The sequence below is a fragment of the Streptomyces sp. NPDC058697 genome, from assembly GCF_042715345.1.
In the GTDB taxonomy this organism is placed as follows: domain Bacteria; phylum Actinomycetota; class Actinomycetes; order Streptomycetales; family Streptomycetaceae; genus Streptomyces; species Streptomyces liliifuscus.
In genome coordinates, this window is record NZ_JBHXSU010000056.1 from 1 (window position 1) to 18,422 (window position 18,422).

17 protein-coding genes are annotated in these 18,422 nt (G+C 70.1%); 8 read left to right on the plus strand and 9 right to left on the minus strand.

All coding sequences use genetic code 11. The features are described 5' to 3' along the window. Positions 1 to 129: 129 nt before the first annotated feature. From pgl to tkt, 5 genes are read right to left on the minus strand one after another with little or no spacing between them, the layout of a single operon-like run. A complete protein-coding gene (pgl, locus tag ACFWXQ_RS47815) occupies positions 130 to 912 on the minus strand; it encodes a 6-phosphogluconolactonase (protein ID WP_383949867.1) in 783 nt (260 codons plus the stop codon). Beyond that, positions 912 to 2,039, minus strand: coding sequence for a glucose-6-phosphate dehydrogenase assembly protein OpcA (opcA, locus tag ACFWXQ_RS47820; RefSeq protein ID WP_383949870.1), 1,128 nt, complete (start codon positions 2,037 to 2,039; stop codon positions 912 to 914). The genes pgl and opcA overlap by 1 nt, the downstream gene beginning before the upstream one ends. Then, positions 2,036 to 3,562 carry a glucose-6-phosphate dehydrogenase gene (gene zwf / locus ACFWXQ_RS47825; protein WP_383949916.1) on the minus strand — a complete coding sequence of 509 codons (1,527 nt, stop codon included), beginning with the start codon at positions 3,560 to 3,562 and terminating at the stop codon, positions 2,036 to 2,038. Before zwf ends, opcA begins: the two co-directional genes overlap by 4 nt. Before the next feature lies 1 nt (position 3,563). Further along, entirely contained in the window at positions 3,564 to 4,682 is a 1,119-nt protein-coding gene (gene tal, locus ACFWXQ_RS47830) for a transaldolase (protein ID WP_383949872.1), read from the minus strand. 34 nt (positions 4,683 to 4,716) lie between these two features. Continuing rightward, complete coding sequence (gene tkt / locus ACFWXQ_RS47835; protein WP_383949875.1) at positions 4,717 to 6,804, minus strand: transketolase; 2,088 nt, start codon at positions 6,802 to 6,804, stop codon at positions 4,717 to 4,719. Positions 6,805 to 7,159: 355 nt separating this feature from the next. Between tkt and ACFWXQ_RS47840 the strand changes: the two genes are divergently transcribed. The 4 genes from ACFWXQ_RS47840 to ACFWXQ_RS47855 all read left to right on the plus strand — a co-directional run bounded on the left by ACFWXQ_RS47840 (position 7,160) and on the right by ACFWXQ_RS47855 (position 10,791). Continuing rightward, positions 7,160 to 8,125 carry a heme o synthase gene (locus ACFWXQ_RS47840; RefSeq protein WP_383949919.1) on the plus strand — a complete coding sequence of 322 codons (966 nt, stop codon included), beginning with the start codon at positions 7,160 to 7,162 and terminating at the stop codon, positions 8,123 to 8,125. A gap of 165 nt (positions 8,126 to 8,290) precedes the next feature. Further along, the gene (locus ACFWXQ_RS47845; protein WP_383949878.1) at positions 8,291 to 8,659 is read left to right on the plus strand and encodes a hypothetical protein; all 369 of its coding nucleotides are present in this window, start codon (positions 8,291 to 8,293) and stop codon (positions 8,657 to 8,659) included. Between the two features lie 219 nt (positions 8,660 to 8,878). Continuing rightward, on the plus strand, positions 8,879 to 9,985 hold the full coding sequence (locus ACFWXQ_RS47850) for an amidohydrolase family protein (protein WP_383949881.1): 1,107 nt from the start codon (positions 8,879 to 8,881) through the stop codon (positions 9,983 to 9,985). A gap of 56 nt (positions 9,986 to 10,041) precedes the next feature. Continuing rightward, positions 10,042 to 10,791: a nucleotidyltransferase domain-containing protein gene (locus ACFWXQ_RS47855; RefSeq protein ID WP_383949884.1), complete on the plus strand. Its 750-nt coding sequence runs from the start codon at positions 10,042 to 10,044 to the stop codon at positions 10,789 to 10,791. 3 nt (positions 10,792 to 10,794) lie between these two features. Here ACFWXQ_RS47855 and ACFWXQ_RS47860 read toward each other — a convergent pair whose 3' ends face one another. The 4 genes from ACFWXQ_RS47860 to ACFWXQ_RS47875 form a co-directional block, all read right to left on the minus strand. Next, positions 10,795 to 11,802, minus strand: coding sequence for a heme A synthase (locus tag ACFWXQ_RS47860; protein WP_383949887.1), 1,008 nt, complete (start codon positions 11,800 to 11,802; stop codon positions 10,795 to 10,797). A 67-nt stretch (positions 11,803 to 11,869) separates the two neighbouring features. Next, positions 11,870 to 12,682: an ABC transporter permease gene (locus ACFWXQ_RS47865; RefSeq protein ID WP_383949890.1), complete on the minus strand. Its 813-nt coding sequence runs from the start codon at positions 12,680 to 12,682 to the stop codon at positions 11,870 to 11,872. Continuing rightward, complete coding sequence (locus tag ACFWXQ_RS47870) at positions 12,679 to 13,602, minus strand: ABC transporter ATP-binding protein (RefSeq protein WP_383949893.1); 924 nt, start codon at positions 13,600 to 13,602, stop codon at positions 12,679 to 12,681. Before ACFWXQ_RS47870 ends, ACFWXQ_RS47865 begins: the two co-directional genes overlap by 4 nt. Before the next feature lie 68 nt (positions 13,603 to 13,670). Next, positions 13,671 to 14,510, minus strand: coding sequence for an aminoglycoside N(3)-acetyltransferase (locus ACFWXQ_RS47875; protein ID WP_383949896.1), 840 nt, complete (start codon positions 14,508 to 14,510; stop codon positions 13,671 to 13,673). A 160-nt stretch (positions 14,511 to 14,670) separates the two neighbouring features. On the opposite strand from ACFWXQ_RS47875, the gene ACFWXQ_RS47880 reads away from it, so the two are divergent. The 4 genes from ACFWXQ_RS47880 to ACFWXQ_RS47895 all read left to right on the plus strand — a co-directional run bounded on the left by ACFWXQ_RS47880 (position 14,671) and on the right by ACFWXQ_RS47895 (position 18,420). After that, positions 14,671 to 15,402, plus strand: a complete 732-nt coding sequence (locus tag ACFWXQ_RS47880; protein ID WP_055610940.1) for a metalloregulator ArsR/SmtB family transcription factor — start codon at positions 14,671 to 14,673, stop codon at positions 15,400 to 15,402. Further along, the gene (gene sufB / locus ACFWXQ_RS47885) at positions 15,399 to 16,823 is read left to right on the plus strand and encodes a Fe-S cluster assembly protein SufB (protein ID WP_383949900.1); all 1,425 of its coding nucleotides are present in this window, start codon (positions 15,399 to 15,401) and stop codon (positions 16,821 to 16,823) included. The genes ACFWXQ_RS47880 and sufB overlap by 4 nt, the downstream gene beginning before the upstream one ends. An 83-nt stretch (positions 16,824 to 16,906) precedes the next feature. After that, positions 16,907 to 18,091 carry a Fe-S cluster assembly protein SufD gene (gene sufD, locus ACFWXQ_RS47890; RefSeq protein ID WP_383949903.1) on the plus strand — a complete coding sequence of 395 codons (1,185 nt, stop codon included), beginning with the start codon at positions 16,907 to 16,909 and terminating at the stop codon, positions 18,089 to 18,091. Continuing rightward, the gene (locus tag ACFWXQ_RS47895) at positions 18,091 to 18,420 is read left to right on the plus strand and encodes a non-heme iron oxygenase ferredoxin subunit (RefSeq protein ID WP_055610943.1); all 330 of its coding nucleotides are present in this window, start codon (positions 18,091 to 18,093) and stop codon (positions 18,418 to 18,420) included. Before sufD ends, ACFWXQ_RS47895 begins: the two co-directional genes overlap by 1 nt. The last annotated feature ends 2 nt before the right edge of the window (positions 18,421 to 18,422 follow it).

The following is an 18,422-nucleotide window of genomic DNA, read 5'->3' on the forward strand; positions in this document are numbered from 1 at the left end:
GCCGCGAAAATCCAGCCCCTCCGGCGTTTGAGGAGCGGGGGTTCGGGGGCTGGCCCCCGAGTAGTGACGGGAATGGGTAGGGGCGGCGGGGGCGAGAAAAACGCCCCCACCGCCCCTGCGACCCATCCGTCAGGGTGAAGCCGGCGGATACAGCGAGCGCGGCAGCTGGGATGCCGCCGCGGCGTCCAGCAGCCACAGAGTGCGGGTGCGGCCACGGGCCCCCGCCGCCGGCGCCTGGATCTCGCCGGCCCCCGAGAGCGCGATCGCCGCAGCCTGCGCCTTGTCCGACCCCGCCGCCAGCAACCACACCTCCCGCGCAGCCCGAATCGCGGGCAGCGTGAGCGTGACACGGGTCGGCGGCGGCTTGGGGGCACCGTGAACCCCCACCACCGTGCGCTCCGTCTCGCGGACGGCCGGCAGCTCGGGGAAGAGGGACGCCACATGCGTGTCCGGACCGACGCCGAGCATCAGCACGTCGAAGGACGGAACCGGACCGTGGTTCTCCGGCCCGGCGGCCACGGCGAGTTCGGCCGCGTAGGCCTCCGCCGCCGCGTCCGCGTCCTTGCCGTAGGGCCCGTCCGACGCGGGCATGGCATGCACGCGCTCGGAATCCAGCGGTACCGAGTCGAGCAGCGCCTCACGGGCCTGGGTGACATTGCGCTCGGGGTCGCCCTCGGGCAGGAACCGCTCGTCGCCCCACCACAGTTCGAGCCGCCCCCAGTCGATGGCGTCCCGGGCGGGCGCGGCAGCGAGCGCCGCGAGGAGCCCGTTGCCGTTGCGGCCACCGGTCAGTACGACCGAGGCGTAACCGCGCGAGGCCTGTGCGTCCACGACCTTCGTGATGAGCCGGGCCGCGGCGGCCTGGGCCATCAGTTCCTTGTCACGGTGGACGACCAACTGGGGAGTGCTCACTACGAGTCCGCCTTCTTGACCGGGGGCATCTGGGCCGGAGTCGGACGGCCGGCGTCACTGTCGCCCGCCGGGGAGGAGGGCAGGGCCGGTGCGGACGTCTTCGCCGGGTCCGCCGGCGCCTCCGAGTCCGGCACCCTCTGCCGGACCGGGAGCGACTCCGGGCCGCGAGCGGACGCCTCGACCCGCTGCGTGGCCGACGGGATCCCGCCCAGCCGGTCCACCCCGAACCGCAGCGCGGACGCGTACGTGTCGTCCGGATCGAGCCTGCGCAGCTCCTCCGCGAGCAGCTCGGACGTCTCACGCCGCTTGAGCGCCACCGCGCGGTCCGGCTGGCCGGGCAGCGCCAGTGTCGCCATCGCCCCGTCCGACCGGTGCAGCGTGATGGGGCCGCCGGTCGTCTCCAGCCGCACCTGGGTCAGACCCGGACCGGCGGAGACGGCCCGCCGGACGTGCACATGGAGGCGGTCGGCGAGCCACATGGCGAGCAGCTCGACGCTCGGGTTGGCCTCCTCGCCCGCCACCTCGACGGAGACGACCTCGCACTCGATCTGGTCGAGGGCGGCGGCCAGCATCGAGCGCCACGGGGTGATCCGGGCCCAGGCCAGATCGGTGTCGCCCGGCTCGTAGCTCTCGGCCCGGGACCGCAGCTCCTCGACCGGCTTCTCGGCCGCGTAGCTGTCGGTGACCCGGCGCTGGCCCAGGGCGCCCAGCGGGTCGCCCGCCGGATCGCGCGGCGCGTCCACCGACCACCAGACCACCACCGGCGCGTCCGGCAGCAGCAGCGGCAGGACGACGGACTGGGCGTGGTCGGAGACCTCGCCGTACAGCCGCAGGACGACCGTCTCGCCGGTGCCCGCGTCCGCGCCCACCCGCACCTCGGCGTCCAGCCGCGACTTCGTGCGGTCGCGGGGCGAACGTGAGACGCGCTTGATCACCACGAGCGTGCGCGAGGGGTGCTCGCGCGAGGCGTCGTTGGCGGCGCGCAGGGCGTCGTACGCGTTCTCCTCGTCGGTGACGATGACGAGGGTGAGGACCATGCCGACGGCGGGGGTGCCGATGGCGCGGCGGCCCTTCACCAGCGCCTTGTTGATCTTGCTGGCCGTGGTGTCCGTGAGATCTATCTTCATGGGCGACGCCAGCTCCGTCCGTCTCGCTTGAGCATTTCGTCCGCCTCGACGGGGCCCCACGTTCCGGACGGGTACTGCGCCGGCTTGCCGTGCTTGTCCCAGTACTCCTCGATCGGGTCGAGGATCTTCCAGGACAGCTCGACCTCCTCGGTGCGCGGGAAGAGGTTCGAGTCGCCCAGGAGAACGTCCAGGATCAGCCGCTCGTACGCCTCCGGGCTCGACTCCGTGAAGGACTCGCCGTACGCGAAGTCCATCGAGACGTCCCGGATCTCCATGGACGTGCCGGGGACCTTGGAGCCGAAGCGGACCGTGATGCCCTCGTCGGGCTGGACGCGGAAGACGATCGCGTTCTGGCCCAGCTCCTCCGTCGCCGTGTGGTCGAAGGGGGAGTGCGGCGCCCGCTGGAAGACCACCGCGATCTCCGTGACGCGACGGCCCAGGCGCTTGCCCGTACGGAGGTAGAACGGGACGCCCGCCCAGCGGCGGTTGTCCACCTCCACCTTGATCGCCGCGTACGTGTCGGTCTTCGACTTGGGGTCGATGCCGTCTTCCTGGAGGTAGCCGACGGCCTTCTCGCCGCCCTGCCAGCCCTCGGCGTACTGACCGCGGACCGTGCTCTCGCCCAGGTTCCGTGGCAGCTTCACCGCGCCGAGGACCTTGGTCTTCTCGGCGGCGAGCGCGTCCGCGTCGAAGGAGGCGGGCTCCTCCATGGCCGTGAGGGCCATCAGCTGGAGCAGGTGGTTCTGGATGACGTCACGGGCGGCGCCGATGCCGTCGTAGTAGCCGGCGCGGCCGCCGATGCCGATGTCCTCGGCCATCGTGATCTGCACGTGGTCCACGAAGGACCGGTTCCAGATCGGCTCGAACATCTGGTTGGCGAAGCGCAGCGCCAGGATGTTCTGGACGGTCTCCTTGCCCAGATAGTGGTCGATGCGGAAGACCTGGTCGGGGGCGAAGACCTCCTCGACGGTCGTGTTGAGCTCTTCGGCCGACTTGAGGTCGTGGCCGAAGGGCTTCTCGATGACCGCGCGCCGCCAGGAACCGCTCGACTGGTCGGCGAGGCCGTGCTTCTTCAGCTGCCGGATGACCACCGGGAACGCGGACGGCGGCACGGAGAGGTAGAAGGCGAAGTTGCCGCCCGTGCCCTGCGCCTTGTCCAGCTCGCCGATCGTCTCGCGCAGCCGCTCGAACGAGTCGTCGTCGTCGAAGGTGCCCTGGACGAAGCGCATCCCCTGGACGAGCTGCTGCCAGACCTCCTCACGGAACGGTGTACGGGCGTGTTCCTTGACGGAGTCGTGGACCTCCTGGGCGAAGTCCTCGTTCTGCCATTCACGGCGGGCGAAGCCGACGAGCGAGAAGCCCGGGGGCAGCAGACCGCGGTTGGCAAGGTCGTAAACAGCAGGCATGAGCTTTTTACGGGACAAATCGCCCGTGACCCCGAAGATGACGAGGCCCGACGGCCCCGCGATACGCGGGAGCCGTCGGTCCGCCGGGTCACGCAGCGGATTGCTGCTTGACAAGATTTCAGCCCTCCGAGGGGGCGAGGCGCTCGAGCTCTGCCTCGGTCGACTTGAGCAGGTCGTTCCAGGACGCCTCGAACTTCTCGACGCCCTCGTCCTCCAGGAGCTGGACCACGTCGTCGTACGAGATCCCGAGCTTCTCGACCGCGTCGAGCTCGGCACGGGACTGCTCGTACGTACCGGCGATGGTGTTGCCGGTGATCTTGCCGTGGTCCTCGGCGGCGGCCAGGGTCGCCTCCGGCATGGTGTTCACCGTGTTCGGCGCGACCAGGTCGTCGACGTACAGGGTGTCCTTGTAGGCCTTGTCCTTGACGCCGGTCGAGGCCCACAGCGGGCGCTGCTTGTTGGCCTGCGCCTTGTCGAGGGCGGCCCAGCGGTCCGAGGAGAAGACCTCCTCGTACGCCTCGTAGGCCAGTCGCGCGTTGGCGAGACCCGCCTTGCCGCGGGCGGCCTTCGCCTCGGGGGTGCCGAGGGCGTCCAGCCGCTTGTCGATCTCGGTGTCCACGCGGGACACGAAGAACGACGCCACGGAGTGGATGCCGGACAGGTCGATCCCGGCGGCCTTGGCCTTCTCCAGGCCCGCGAGGTAGGCGTCCATGACCTCGCGGTAGCGCTCCAGCGAGAAGATCAGCGTGACGTTGACGCTGATGCCACGGCCGATCGTCTCGGTGATCGCGGGCAGGCCCGCCTTGGTCGCCGGGATCTTGATGAGCGTGTTCGGACGGTCGACGAGCCAGGCCAGCTGCTTGGCCTCGGCGACGGTCGCCTGCGTGTTGTGCGCCAGGCGCGGGTCGACCTCGATGGAGACCCGGCCGTCCTGGCCCTGCGTGGAGTCGTAGACCGGGCGCAGGATGTCGGCGGCGTCACGGACGTCCGCCGTCGTGATCATGCGGATGGCCTCTTCGACGGTGACCTTGCGGGCGGCGAGGTCACTGAGCTGCTGCTCGTAACCGTCACCGCTGCTGATCGCCTTCTGGAAGATCGACGGGTTGGTGGTGACGCCCACGACGTGCTGCTGGTCGATCAGTTCGGCGAGGTTGCCGGACGTGATCCGCTTGCGCGACAGGTCGTCCAGCCAGATCGCGACGCCTTCCTCGGAGAGGCGCTTCAGTGCGTCTGTCATGGAAAATGCATCTCCTACGTGTCGTATGTCAGCGTCAGCGCTGGGCTGCGGCGATCGATTCCCGCGCTACGGCGGCCACGTTCTCGGCAGTGAAGCCGAACTCCTGGAAGAGCACCTTGCCGTCGGCCGAAGCACCGAAGTGCTCCAGGGAAACGATGCGGCCGGCATCCCCCACGTACTTGTGCCAGGTGAGACCGATACCGGCCTCGACCGCGACCCGTGCCTTCACGCTCGGCGGCAGGACGCTGTCCCGGTACCCCTGGTCCTGCTCCTCGAACCACTCCACGGAAGGCATGGACACGACCCTGGTCGGAGTGCCCGCGGCCTCCAGCTGCTCACGTGCGTCGACGGCCACGTGCACCTCGGAACCGGTCGCGATGAGAACGACCTCCGGGGTCCCGGTGGACGCCTCGAAGAGCACGTAACCACCCTTGGCCGCGTCCTCGTTGGCCTCGTACGTCGGCACGCCCTGGCGGGTCAGTGCGAGGCCGTGCGGGGCACCCTTGCCGAAGACCTTGGTGTAGCGCCTGAGGATCTCGCGCCAGGCGATCGCGGTCTCGTTGGCGTCCGCGGGACGGACGACGTTGAGGCCCGGAATGGCGCGCAGGGAGGCGAGGTGCTCGACCGGCTGGTGCGTCGGACCGTCCTCGCCGAGACCGATGGAGTCGTGGGTCCACACGTACGTCACCGGCAGGTGCATCAGCGCGGACAGGCGGACCGCGTTGCGCATGTAGTCGGAGAACACCAGGAAGGTGCCGCCGTAGATACGGGTGTTGCCGTGCAGCGCGATGCCGTTCATCTCCGCGGCCATCGAGTGCTCGCGGATACCGAAGTGGATCGTGCGCCCGTACGGGTTCGCCTCCGGCAGCGGGTTGTCCGCCGGGAGGAACGACGAGGTCTTGTCGATCGTCGTGTTGTTCGAGCCCGCCAGGTCGGCCGAGCCGCCCCACAGCTCGGGGATGACCGCGCCGAGGGCCTGGAGCACCTTGCCGGAGGCCGCGCGCGTGGCGACGCCCTTGCCCGCCTCGAAGACCGGGAGCTTCTCCTCCCAGCCGGTGGGCAGCTCGGTCGCGGCGATGCGGTCGAACTCGGCGGCGCGCTCGGCGTTGCTGTTCCGCCACTCCTGGAACGACTTCTCCCACTCCGCCTTGGCCTGACGGCCGCGCTCGCCCAGCGCGCGCGTGTGGGTGATGACCTCGTCCGAGACCTCGAAGGCCTTCTCCGGGTCGAAGCCCAGCACCCGCTTGGTGGCCGCGACCTCGTCGTCGCCGAGCGCCGAGCCGTGCGCGGCCTCGGTGTTCTGCGCGTTCGGGGCGGGCCAGGCGATGATCGAGCGCATCGCGATGAACGACGGCTTGTCGGTCACCAGCTTCGCGGCCTCGATCGCGTCGTACAGCGCGTGCGGGTCGAGGTCGCCGTCCGGCTTCGGGGCCACGCGCTGCACATGCCAGCCGTACGCCTCGAACCGCTTCACGGTGTCCTCGGAGACCGCCGTCTCCGTGTCGCCCTCGATCGAGATGTGGTTGTCGTCCCACAGCAGGACCAGGTTGCCCAGCTGCTGGTGGCCGGCCATGGAGGACGCCTCCGCGGAGATGCCCTCCTGGAGGCAGCCGTCACCGGCGATCGCGTAGATGAAGTGGTCGAACGGGGAGGCGCCGGGGGCCGCCTCCGGGTCGAACAGACCACGCTCGTAGCGGGCGGCCATGGCCATGCCCACCGCGTTGGCGACACCCTGGCCGAGCGGCCCGGTGGTGGTCTCCACGCCGGGGGTGTGCCCGTACTCCGGGTGGCCCGGGGTGCGGGAGCCCCACGTCCTGAAGGACTTCAGGTCGTCCAGCTCAAGACCGAAGCCGGCCAGGTAGAGCTGGGTGTAGAGGGTCAGGGACGAATGACCTGCTGACAGCACGAAGCGGTCGCGGCCGGTCCAGTCGGGGTCCGCCGGGTCGTGCCGCATCACCTTCTGAAAGAGGGTGTAGGCGGCGGGCGCCAGGCTCATCGCCGTACCCGGATGGCCGTTGCCGACCTTCTGTACGGCGTCGGCGGCCAGGATGCGGGCGGTGTCGACGGCCCGCTGGTCCAATTCGGTCCACTCGAGGTCTGTTGTGGTCGGCTTGGTGCTCACCCTGGGTCAGGGCTCCTCTCCACATGTTCCACATGTCGAATGCCGGTGCACGTCGCGCCCACCGGCTCGCTGTCGAGCCTACCCCCGTAGGAACGCGCATTTTTTCGAGTCATTCCAGACTGCCGGGACTCTCCCTCTTCCGCCTCCCGACCGGCGCGTTCCGTGTTCGGCAAGTGAATACGGAGCCGCTCATCCGACTGCTCAACGCAATGCCGATCAGTCCTGCGTGGGGGCCTTTCAACACGACCCGACCCCCGCGAAGGCCGGGGTCTGGGCAACGTCTACAGTGGCGTGGTACGCGCGAGCCTTTACCGGGAGTTCACACCCGGAGCTCGCTGAAATGTCTCTGTCAGGGGTGTGCGTGACGGCCGTTGAATCCCGTCCTGCGGGTGTGCTCGGGGCGAGTCAGGGCGCGAAGCGGGGCACGAACCACCGGCCGTTCTGGGCTCGGGTCAAGGCGTTCGTCGCTCTCACCAAGCCGCGGATCATCGAGCTGCTGCTGATCACCACCGTTCCGGTGATGTTCCTCGCGCAGCAGGGCGTGCCCGATCTGAAGCTGGTGCTCCTCACCTGTGTCGGCGGCTACCTCTCGGCGGGCGGCGCGAACGCCCTGAACATGTACATCGACCGCGACATCGACGCGCTCATGGAGCGCACCGCACAGCGTCCACTGGTCACCGGCATGGTCAGCCCACGCGAGTGCCTCGCCTTCGGCATCACGCTCGCGGTCGTCTCGACGCTGCTGTTCGGGTTCGCCGTCAACTGGCTGTCCGCGTGGCTGTCGCTCGGAGCGCTCCTCTTCTACGTCGTCGTCTACACGATGATCCTCAAACGCCGTACCTCGCAGAACATCGTGTGGGGCGGGATCGCCGGCTGCCTTCCGGTGCTCATCGGCTGGTCGTCCGTCACGAACTCCATGTCGTGGGCGCCGATCATCCTCTTCCTCGTCATGTTCTTCTGGACGCCGCCGCACTACTGGCCGCTCTCCATGAAGGTCAAGGCGGACTACGCGCGCGTGGGCGTTCCGATGCTGCCGGTCATCGCCTCCAACAAGGTCGTCGCACGGCAGATCGTCCTCTACAGCTGGGCCATGGTCGCCGTCTCCCTCCTGCTGACGCCGCTCGGCTACACGGGCTGGTTCTACACGGTCGTCGCCCTCGTGACCGGCGGCTTCTGGCTCTGGGAGGCCCACGGGCTGCAGACCCGGGCGAAGGATGGCGCCGTGGGCGCCAAGCTGAAGGAGTTGCGGCTCTTCCACTGGTCCATCACTTACGTGTCGCTGCTGTTCGTGGCCGTGGCGGTGGACCCGTTCTTGAGGTGACCCTCCGGTAGAGGGGTGGTCGGGGCGTTGTCGGCTGCGGGCGGGCCGTGGCTGGTCGCGCGGTTCCCCGCGCCCCTGGGGGTGCCATGGCCGGCGTGGGTGCGTGGGCAAGGCCACTTGACCCGGGCGTCGCCGAACGATCTACCCGTCGGTAGCATCCTGGGCATGGCAGACACCCAGCAGGTTGACGAGGGCGCCGGTAGCAAGCAGGACGCCAAGCAGGCCGCCAAGGCGGAGCGCCACGCGGCGAAGCTCGCCAAGCAGATCTCCTCCTTCGCGCAGGCCCACGGCGGCGCCGAGGGACAGATCGCGTACATCGGCCAAAAGGGCGCCCGGATCGTCCTCGTCGGCGAGGACGGCGGCTGGGGCGACCTCGTGGCCCCCACCTACGCCATCGCGGAACAGGCTGTGAAGAAGTCCGGCATCACCGCCCACGACGACTTCGACGGCGAGTTCGCGAACAAGGTCAAGACAGGCCCGTACGAGTGGACCCGCATGGCAGGCATCCAACTCGGCGGCCCGAGCAACACCTGACCGGGTTTTTCAGGGGCGCGCCCGTGCCCCTTCAGGGGCGCGGGGAACTGCGCGCCCAGCCACAACCGGCCCGCAGCTACACACGAACCCGCACCCCACTCCACCCCACCCGCCAAACCCGCGGAGCGCTTCGCACGGGGTGTGGCCGCCCAACACCTGACACCCGGTTCACCCGTTAGGCCCTTTAATAAAGGCAGGGCCCATTCGCGGGGAGTCCGGATGATCGAAACGCCGTCGCTGGTGGATCAGTACTGCCACGGCGTGCTGCGGACGGAGCTGGGTCTCGGCACCTTCGAGGCCCACCTCGCCCGGGGCGAGGGCCCACCCGCGGCCGGGACCACGTTCTTCGACACCCAGACCGGTTTCGCCGTACGCCGCTGGTGTCCGCCCCTGCTCGGGCTCGAACCCCACTGTCCGCCCGCCCGCTACCTCGCCCGACGCCGGGAACTCGGTGTCCTGGAGGCGGGGCGCAGGCTGCTGCGGGGGAGCGGGATCACGACCTATCTGGTCGACACCGGTCTGCCGGGCGATCTGACGGGGCCCGGCGAGATGGCCTCCACGGGAGCCGCGCACGCCCACGAGATCGTCCGTCTGGAGCCGCTCGCCGAGCAGGTCGCCGACACCTCCGGAACCGTCGAGTCGTTCCTCGCCAACCTCGCCGAGTCGGTGCACGGGGCGGCCGCCAACGCCGTGGCCTTCACCTCGGTGGCGGGCTTACGGCACGGCCTGGCGCTCGCGCCCGAACCGCCCGGGCCAGGAGAGGTGCGCGGCGCGGCGGCGCGGTGGCTGGCCGGGCGCCGGGTGGGCGGCGAACTGAGCGATCCGGTGCTGCTCAGGCATCTCCTGTGGATCGCGGTCGCCTCCGGCCTGCCGCTCCAGCTGCACGCGGGGCTCGGCGAGCCCGGCCTGCGCATCGACCGCAACGACCCGGTCCTGCTCACCGACTTCGCCCGCGCGACGGCCGGCCTCGGCACGGACCTGGTCCTGCTGCACGGCTACCCGTACCACCGCCACGCGGCACATCTCGCCGGGGTCTTCCCGCATGTGTACGCCGATCTGGGCGCCGCCCTCGTCCGCACCGGGGCCCGCGCGTCCGCCGTCCTCTCCGAGATCCTGGAGCTCGCCCCCTTCGGCAAGCTCCTCTTCTCCAGCGGCGCACATGGTCTGCCCGAACTTCATGTGGTCGGGGCGCGTCTCTTCCGTGAGGCGCTCGCCAAGGTGCTCGGCACCTGGGTGGCCGAGGGCGCCTGGTCGCTGACCGACGCGCAACGGGTGGCCGGGCTGATCGCGGCGGGGAACGCGCGACGGGTGTACGGGGTGGAGTGAGACGGGGTGGAGCGCGACGGGTGTACGGGGTGGAGCGGGCTGTACAGACTGTGTATATGACACGCAGCGAGGCGACCGACCGGCTCCTCGACCGCTTCCGCACCGAACTGCGCGAACTCGCCCCCGCTGCCGTATGGGCCCATGGCTCGCTCGGCGGGGGCGACTACCGGGAGGGCATCAGCGACCTGGACCTGATCGTCGTCCTGGACGGCCCGGTCACGGCGAGGACGCTCTGGAAGGTGGCCCGGCTGCACGCCCGCCTGCGTACCGAACCGCTCGTCGCCAAGCTGCACTGCAGCTATCCGACGCGCGCCACGGTCGACGGCGCCGAGCGGCGGCACCTCACCTGGGCGCACCAGCAGCTCTTCAAACGGACGGTCACACCGGTGACCCGGCGCGAGCTGCACACCTTCGGGCTGGTCCTGGAGGGCGAGCCGCCCGGGCGTCTGCTGTCCCCGGTGACGGACGACGAGCTCGCCGAGTTCGTCGTCCGGGACCAGCGGGACTTCTGGCGACAGCAGGTGGACCGGGCCGACAACTGGACGCAGGACGTCTGGGTGGATCTGGGGCTGGTCACCCACGCCCGCGCCACGGTCACGCTGAAGGAGGGCCGGCTGATCACCAAGCGGGAGGCACTCGACCTGCTGCCCGGTCTCGGCGCGCCCGCCGAGCTGGTCGCGGACGTCAGAAGGCGGCGGTACGAGGAACCGGGAGCACCGGCCCAGGAGTGGACGGTCCGCAGGGCGGAGCTGACCCGCGGCTACCTCGGCCCGGCGATCGACCGCCTGGTGGCCGCGTACGAATGACCCTCACGCGCGCGTGAGCGACGACTGTGTCGACTGGGCGGGCAGGTCCGCCACGACCTCCGGCCGTTCCCGCAGCGCCAGCAGGACGCGGAGCGTGGCGATCCACACCAGGCAGGAGCCGAACATGTGGAGGCCTACCAGGACCTCCGGAAGGTCGGTGAAGTACTGGACGTACCCGATGCCGCCCTGGGCGAGGAGCACCAGGAAGAGGTCGCGGGTGCGGTGCAGGGGGCCCTCGGGCGCGTCGACTGCCCGGAGGACGAACCACAGGGCGAAGGTCAGCGTCACCACGATCCAGGCCAGTACGGCGTGCAGCTTGGTGACGTTCTCCCAGTTCAGCGGGATGCGCTCGACCTCGCTCGAGTCGCCCGCGTGCGGGCCCGCGCCGGTGACGACCGTACCCACCGCGATCAGCAGGACGGTGACGGCGACGAGGATCCACGCCATCTGCTGCACCGGCCTGCCGACCAGCGGACGCGGGGCGTCGTCGCCCTCGCGGGTGCGCTGCCACATCACCGTGGCGACGGCGATCAGGGCGGTGGAGAGGAGGAAGTGGGCCGCGACCGTGTACGGGTTGAGGCCCACCAGGACGACGACTCCGCCGAGGACCGCGTTGCCCATGACGACCCAGAACTGCGCCCAGCCGAGCCGGGTGAGACTGCGCCGGTAGGGCTTCTGCGAGCGCGCGGCGATGATCGCCCAGCCCACCGCGGCACACAGGACGTACGTCAGCATGCGGTTGCCGAACTCGATGACGCCGTGCACGCCCATCTCGCTCGTGGTGGTGAGCGAGTCGTCGGTGCACTTGGGCCAGGTCGGGCAGCCGAGACCCGAGCCGGTCAGCCGGACGGCGCCTCCGGTCACCACGATCAGTACCGCCATGACGAGCGCGGCGAGGGCGGCGCGCTGGACCGTCCGGGGCGACGGGGTCCAGCGTTCGGCGATGAAGGCGAGCGGGTTGCGCACGGCTTGGGCGGCATCGGCTCGGGTCACGTTTGGCACGGGCTCCATCGTAGGGGGCCGCTTGTGCACGCTTTCACGAGCCCCCTCCCCGCGTCGGTCGGCTGCCATGGCCCGATCACTCCCAGCGGAAGAACTTCCCGGCGGCGGCGAGGCCCACGACCGCCCATACGGCGAGGATCCCGAGGTTCCCCCACGGCATCCCGGCCCCGTGCTGGAGCACGTCCCGCAGGCCCCCCGACAGGGCCGAGATCGGCAGCAGGCCGAGCAGGTCCTGGGCCGCGTCCGGGAACTTGTCCAGCGGGACGATCACTCCGCCGCCGACGAGCAGCAGCAGGAAGACCAGGTTCGCGGCGGCCAGCGTGGCCTCCGCCTTCAGCGTGCCCGCCATCAGCAGACCGAGGCCCGAGAAGGCCGCCGTGCCCAGGACCAGGAGCAGCAGCACGGCGAGCGGATTGCCCTCCGGCGACCAGCCGAGCGCCAGCGCGATCACCGTCACGAGGAGCACCTGCAGCACCTCGGTGACCAGGACGGAGAGGGTCTTGGCCGTCATCAGCCCCCAGCGGGGCAGCGGCGAGGCGGCGAGCCGCTTCAGTACGCCGTACCGCCGCTCGAAGCCCGTGGCGATCGCCTGGCCCGTGAACGCCGTCGACATCACGGCGAGCGCGAGAATGCCGGGCGCGAGGAAGTCGACCGCCTTCCCCTCGCCCGTGTCGACGATGTCCACCGCGCTGAACAGCACCAGCAGCAGCGTCGGGATGATCACCGTCAGGAGCAGCTGCTCGCCGTTGCGCAGCAGCATCTTCGTCTCCAGCGCCGCCTGCGCCGCGATCATGCGGGGGAGCGGTGCGGCTCCCGGCCTCGGCGCGTACATGCCCGTGCCTTCGCCTGTGCCCTCGCCCGTGGTCCGGGCGTCCGTTCCGGCGGTCATCCGCGCAGCTCCTTACCGGTGAGCTCCAAGAAGACGTCCTCCAGGGTGTGCCGCTCCACCGAGATCCTCTCCGGCATCACCCCGTGCTGGGCGCACCAGGTGGTGACGGTCGCGAGCAGCTGCGGGTCGACCTTGCCGCCCACCCGGTACGAGCCCGGTGTCAGCTCGGCCGCCGTGCAGTCCGCCGGGAGGGCCTTGAGGAGGGAGGCCACGTCGAGGCCGGGGCGGCCGGAGAAGCGCAGGGTGTTCTCGGCGCCGCCGCGGCACAGCTCGTCGGGGGTGCCCTTCGCCATGACCCGGCCCGCGTCGATGATCGCCACGTCGTCGGCGAGCTGCTCGGCCTCGTCCATGTGGTGCGTGGTGAGGATGACCGAGACACCGTCGGCGCGCAGATCGCGTACGAGGTCCCAGGTGGCCCGGCGGGCCTGCGGGTCGAGACCCGCGGTCGGCTCGTCCAGGAAGACCAGTTCGGGGCGGCCGACCACGGCCATGGCGAGCGCGAGGCGCTGCTGCTGGCCGCCGGAGAGGCGTCGGTACGTGGTGCGGCCGCAGCTGCCGAGGCCCAGGCGCTCGATGAGCGCGTCCACGTCCAGCGGGTGCGCGTGCAGCTTGGCCATGTGGCGGAGCATCTCGTCGGCGCGGGCGCCCGAGTAGACACCGCCGGACTGGAGCATCACGCCGATACGGGGGCGCAGGGCGGAGGCCTCGCGCACCGGGTCGAGGCCCAGCACCCGGACCGTTCCGGAGTCGGGCCTACGGTATCCCTCGCAGGTCTCGACGGTGGTGGTCTTGCCGGCGCCGTTGGGTCCGAGGACGGCGGTGATGCCCGCCCGGGCCACCAGATCCAGGCCGTCCACCGCGGTTTTCCTGCCGTACCGCTTCACCAGGCCGTCGACCTGGACGACGGTCTCACTTCGCATGGGCGGCCTCACTTCGCATGAGCGCCAAGTCTAGGGACGGCCGGGCGCGACCCGGAGGGCGGGTCGAGTCACGAGCGGCGTGAGGCGGGCGCGTCGTCGGTGACCCACTCCTCGCGCGAGCGGTGCGTCTGGAGCCACCGCTCCGCGTACGCCACCGCGTCGGCCACGGGGAACAGCCGGGTGTCGGCCGCGCCCACGAGGCCCCGTACGACGGGACGGTCCCGGTCGAAGTCGGCGCCCAGTTCGTCGAACCGCTCCGAGCTGATCGAGACCTCGGTCACGACCTCCCAGCCGGAGCCTCCGGGCGTACGGACCGGCCGGCCCACCTCGACACGCGGGGAGGGGATCCGGTATTCGGCGAGGTGGAAGGCGGTGCAGGAGTCGTATCCCGCGCCGAGCAGCAGGACGCGGGCGCCCATGGCCTCCAGGCGGGCCAGCGGGCTGCGCTCGCCGAGGCGGCAGTCCGGGGCGTGGTCCTCGACGATCTTCGCCGCGCGCGGCCCGATCGCGGCGAACGAGGTCTGCGGGTGCGCGCTGCGCAGGGCGCCCGGCCAGGTGCGTACGGTCTCCGGGACCACGCCCACCCCGCGCGTGGGCGTGATGAGCGGGTCGTACCCCGGCATCGTGGCGCGGATCGTCTCCCACCAGGCCTCGGGGACGGGCGGGCTGGTCCACAGGGCGGGGTCGGAGAGGCCGCCGGACTGGGTGGGGACCACGAGCGTGCCGTCCGGACCGAGCGCGTCGAGCAGTCCTTCGACGACGGCTACCGCGCCGCCGTTCACCCATCCGAGGGAGCGCAGCGACGAGTGTACGAGGAGGGTCTCGCCGGGGCGTACGCCGAGCGCGCGCAGGTCCGCGGCGAGGGTCGCGCGGGTGACTAGAGGGCCGGTCGGAGGGGGTGTCGGCATGGTTCGGGAGTCTCCCCGACAACCCTGCCCCCTGCCAACGAATTGATCGATCAAAGATCATTTCCGCAGGTCAGATTAGGTTTACCTAAGTGATGCACCGCACCCCTCGCGGCGTGGACGCCGCTTGTCAGTCTCTGAGGAATTACGCAACAATGGCGTTGTGAAAAACGTTGGCGAGGCCCCGCAGGAGGAACTCGCGACCGGTGAGCGCTCCACGCGCAACCGCGTCGCGCGGTCCATCCTGGACCACGGCCCGTCGACCGTGACCGACCTCGCGGGGCGGCTGGGCCTCACCCAGGCCGCCGTGCGACGGCACCTCGACGCGCTCGTCTCGGACGACGTGGTGGAGGCCCGCGAGCAGCGGGTCTACGGCGCTCGTACCCGCGGGCGGCCCGCCAAGGTGTTCGCGCTGACCGACTGCGGCCGGGACGCCTTCGACCAGTCCTACGACAAGCTCGCCGCCGACGCCCTGCGCTGGATCGCGGAGCGCGAGGGCGGGGACGAGGCCGTCGTGGCCTTCGCCCGCGCCCGAATGGCGGCCCAGGCCGACACGTACCGCAAGGCCGTCGAGGCCGCCGCGCCCGAAAAGCGCGCGGAAGCGCTGGCCAAGGCCCTGAGCGCGGACGGGTACGCTGCTACGGCGCGCAGCGCACCGGTCGGCGAGCAGCTCTGCCAGCACCACTGCCCGGTCGCCCATGTCGCCGAACAGTTCCCGCAGCTCTGCGAGGCGGAGACCGAGATTTTCTCCCAGCTGCTCGGCACGCATGTCCAGCGGCTGGCCACCATCGCCCACGGCGACGGTGTATGCACCACCTTCATCCCAAAGATTTCCAAGCACGATTTTCACGGCCATGACGCATCTGCAAGTACCGCCGGGAGGAACCCCGCATGACGCTCCCCATTGAGGAGACTGCCCACCCCGAGCTCGAGGGTCTGGGTACGTACGAATACGGCTGGGCCGACTCCGACGTGGCCGGTGCCTCTGCCAAGCGCGGCATCAACGAGGACGTCGTCAAGGACATCTCCTTGAAGAAGAGCGAGCCGGAGTGGATGACCAAGCTCCGTCTCAAGGGCCTGCGCCTCTTCGAGAAGAAGCCCATGCCGAACTGGGGCTCGGACCTGTCGGGCATCGACTTCGACAACATCAAGTACTTTGTGCGCTCCACGGAGAAGCAGGCTCAGTCCTGGGAGGACCTGCCCGAGGACATCAAGAGCACGTACGACAAGCTCGGCATCCCCGAGGCGGAGAAGCAGCGCCTCGTCGCCGGTGTCGCGGCCCAGTACGAGTCCGAGGTCGTCTACCACCAGATCAACGAGGAGCTGGAGGCGCAGGGTGTCATCTTCATGGACACCGACACCGCGCTGAAGGAGCACCCGGAGCTCTTCAAGGAGTACTTCGGCACGGTCATCCCGGTCGGCGACAACAAGTTCGCGTCGCTGAACTCCGCGGTGTGGTCCGGCGGCTCGTTCATCTACGTGCCGAAGGGCGTGCACGTCGAGATCCCGCTCCAGGCCTACTTCCGTATCAACACGGAGAACATGGGCCAGTTCGAGCGGACCCTGATCATCGTCGACGAGGGTGCCTACGTGCACTACGTCGAGGGCTGCACGGCCCCGATCTACAAGTCGGACTCCCTGCACTCCGCGGTCGTCGAGATCGTCGTGAAGAAGGGCGGCCGCTGCCGCTACACGACCATCCAGAACTGGTCGAACAACGTCTACAACCTGGTCACCAAGCGCGCCGTGGCGTACGAGGGCGCGACCATGGAGTGGGTCGACGGCAACATCGGCTCCAAGGTCACCATGAAGTACCCGGCCGTCTACCTGATGGGCGAGCACGCCAAGGGCGAGACCCTGTCCATCGCCTTCGCGGGCGAGGGCCAGCACCAGGACGCCGGCTCCAAGATGGTCCACATGGCGCCGAACACCTCCTCCAACATCGTCTCGAAGTCCGTGGCGCGCGGTGGCGGCCGTACGTCCTACCGCGGTCTCGTCGAGATCGGCGAGGGCGCCCACGGCTCCAAGTCGAACGTGCTCTGTGACGCGCTGCTCGTCGACACCATCTCCCGCTCCGACACGTACCCCTACGTGGACGTCCGTGAGGACGACGTGTCCATGGGCCACGAGGCCACCGTCTCCAAGGTCAGTGACGACCAGCTCTTCTACCTGATGAGCCGCGGCATGACCGAGTTCGAGGCGATGGCGATGATCGTGCGCGGCTTCGTCGAGCCCATCGCGAAGGAGCTGCCCATGGAGTACGCCCTTGAGCTCAACCGGCTGATCGAGCTGCAGATGGAAGGCGCGGTCGGCTGACGCACCCTTGCGTCCAGGCAGCAGGCGGCGCGTCTTCAGTGGCGAGCCGAGGATCGTAATAGAAAGCGAGCACTACGACAGCCATGGCTGAGGCTCAGAACTCCACGGTGGGGTCCTCCACCACCGCCGGATCGATCGCGGTGGCCGCCGAGTCGACCGTCGCCACGCGCATGAGCGCGCCCCCGTCCTTCGACGTGGCGGACTTCCCGGTCCCCCACGGCCGTGAGGAGGAGTGGCGGTTCACCCCGCTGGAGCGCCTGCGCGGGCTGCACGACGGCACCGCGGTCGCGACCGGCGTCGGCGTGAAGGTCGCCATCGACGCGCCCGAGGGCGTCACGGTCGAGACCGTCGGCCGTGACGACGCCCGGCTCGGCAAGGCGGGCACCCCGGTGGACCGCGTCGCCGCCCAGGCGTACTCGGCCTTCGAGCAGGCCGGCGTGATCACCGTCCCCAAGGAGACGGTCCTCACCGAGCCGATCCGCATCGCCGTGCACGGCGAGGGCGGCGTCGCCTACGGCCACCAGCTCGTGGAGCTCGGAGCCTTCGCCGAGGCCGTCGTCGTCATCGACCACACCGGTGACGCCGTGCTCGCCGCCAACGTCGACTACGTCCTGGGAGACGGCGCCAAGCTCACTGTCGTCTCCGTCCAGGACTGGGACGACAAGGCCGTCCACGTCGGCCAGCACAACGCGCTGATCGGCCGGGACGCCACCTTCAAGTCCTTCGTGGTCACCTTCGGCGGCGACCTCGTACGCCTCCACCCGCGGGTCGCCTACGCCGGCACCGGCGGCGAGGCCGAGCTCTTCGGCCTCTACTTCACGGACGCCGGCCAGCACCAGGAGCACCGCCTCCTGGTCGACCACAACGCCCCGCACTGCAAGTCGAACGTGGCCTACAAGGGCGCGCTCCAGGGCGACGGCGCCCACGCGGTGTGGATCGGCGACGTCCTCATCGAGGCCACGGCCGAGGGCACGGACACCTACGAGATGAACCGGAACCTGGTTCTGACCGACGGCGCCCGTGTCGACTCCGTGCCGAACCTGGAGATCGAGACCGGCGAGATCGTCGGCGCCGGACACGCCTCGGCGACCGGCCGCTTCGACGACGAGCAGCTCTTCTACCTGATGGCCCGCGGCATCCCGGCCGACGAGGCCCGCCGTCTGGTGGTCCGCGGCTTCTTCGCCGAACTGGTCCAGCAGATCCGCGTCGCCGACATCCAGGAGCGCCTTCTCGCCAGGATCGACGAGGAGCTGGAGGCGTCGGTCTGATGACTGCCTCGTCTACGTTCGTACGCGCCTGTGGGCTGGGCGAGCTGGAGGACGACACCCCCAAGCGGGTGGAGCTCGACGGCACGCCGGTCTCGGTCGTGAAGACCGAGGGGGAGGTGTTCGCGATCAACGACATCTGCTCGCACGCGAACGTCTCGCTCTCCGAGGGCGAGGTGGAGGACTGTCAGATCGAGTGCTGGCTGCACGGCTCCGCGTTCGACCTCCGCACCGGCAAACCGTCCGGCCTGCCCGCGACGCGCCCCGTCCCCGTATACCCCGTAAAGATCGAAGGGGACGACGTGCTCGTCTCCCTCACCCAGGAGTCCTGAGG

Bases quoted from the DNA above. Each gene is read 5' to 3' on its own strand.
- ACFWXQ_RS47870 (WP_383949893.1), bottom strand. From the start codon at position 13,602: ATGCGAAGTGAGACCGTCGTCCAGGTCGACGGCCTGGTGAAGCGGTAC.
- sufB (WP_383949900.1), top strand. From the start codon at position 15,399: ATGACGCTCCCCATTGAGGAGACTGCCCACCCCGAGCTCGAGGGTCTG.
- opcA (WP_383949870.1), bottom strand. From the start codon at position 2,039: ATGAAGATAGATCTCACGGACACCACGGCCAGCAAGATCAACAAGGCG.
- ACFWXQ_RS47860 (WP_383949887.1), bottom strand. From the start codon at position 11,802: ATGGAGCCCGTGCCAAACGTGACCCGAGCCGATGCCGCCCAAGCCGTG.
- tal (WP_383949872.1), bottom strand. From the start codon at position 4,682: ATGACAGACGCACTGAAGCGCCTCTCCGAGGAAGGCGTCGCGATCTGG.
- ACFWXQ_RS47845 (WP_383949878.1), top strand. From the start codon at position 8,291: ATGGCAGACACCCAGCAGGTTGACGAGGGCGCCGGTAGCAAGCAGGAC.
- ACFWXQ_RS47895 (WP_055610943.1), top strand. From the start codon at position 18,091: ATGACTGCCTCGTCTACGTTCGTACGCGCCTGTGGGCTGGGCGAGCTG.
- ACFWXQ_RS47875 (WP_383949896.1), bottom strand. From the start codon at position 14,510: ATGCCGACACCCCCTCCGACCGGCCCTCTAGTCACCCGCGCGACCCTC.
- ACFWXQ_RS47865 (WP_383949890.1), bottom strand. From the start codon at position 12,682: ATGACCGCCGGAACGGACGCCCGGACCACGGGCGAGGGCACAGGCGAA.
- ACFWXQ_RS47850 (WP_383949881.1), top strand. From the start codon at position 8,879: ATGATCGAAACGCCGTCGCTGGTGGATCAGTACTGCCACGGCGTGCTG.
- sufD (WP_383949903.1), top strand. From the start codon at position 16,907: ATGGCTGAGGCTCAGAACTCCACGGTGGGGTCCTCCACCACCGCCGGA.
- ACFWXQ_RS47855 (WP_383949884.1), top strand. From the start codon at position 10,042: ATGACACGCAGCGAGGCGACCGACCGGCTCCTCGACCGCTTCCGCACC.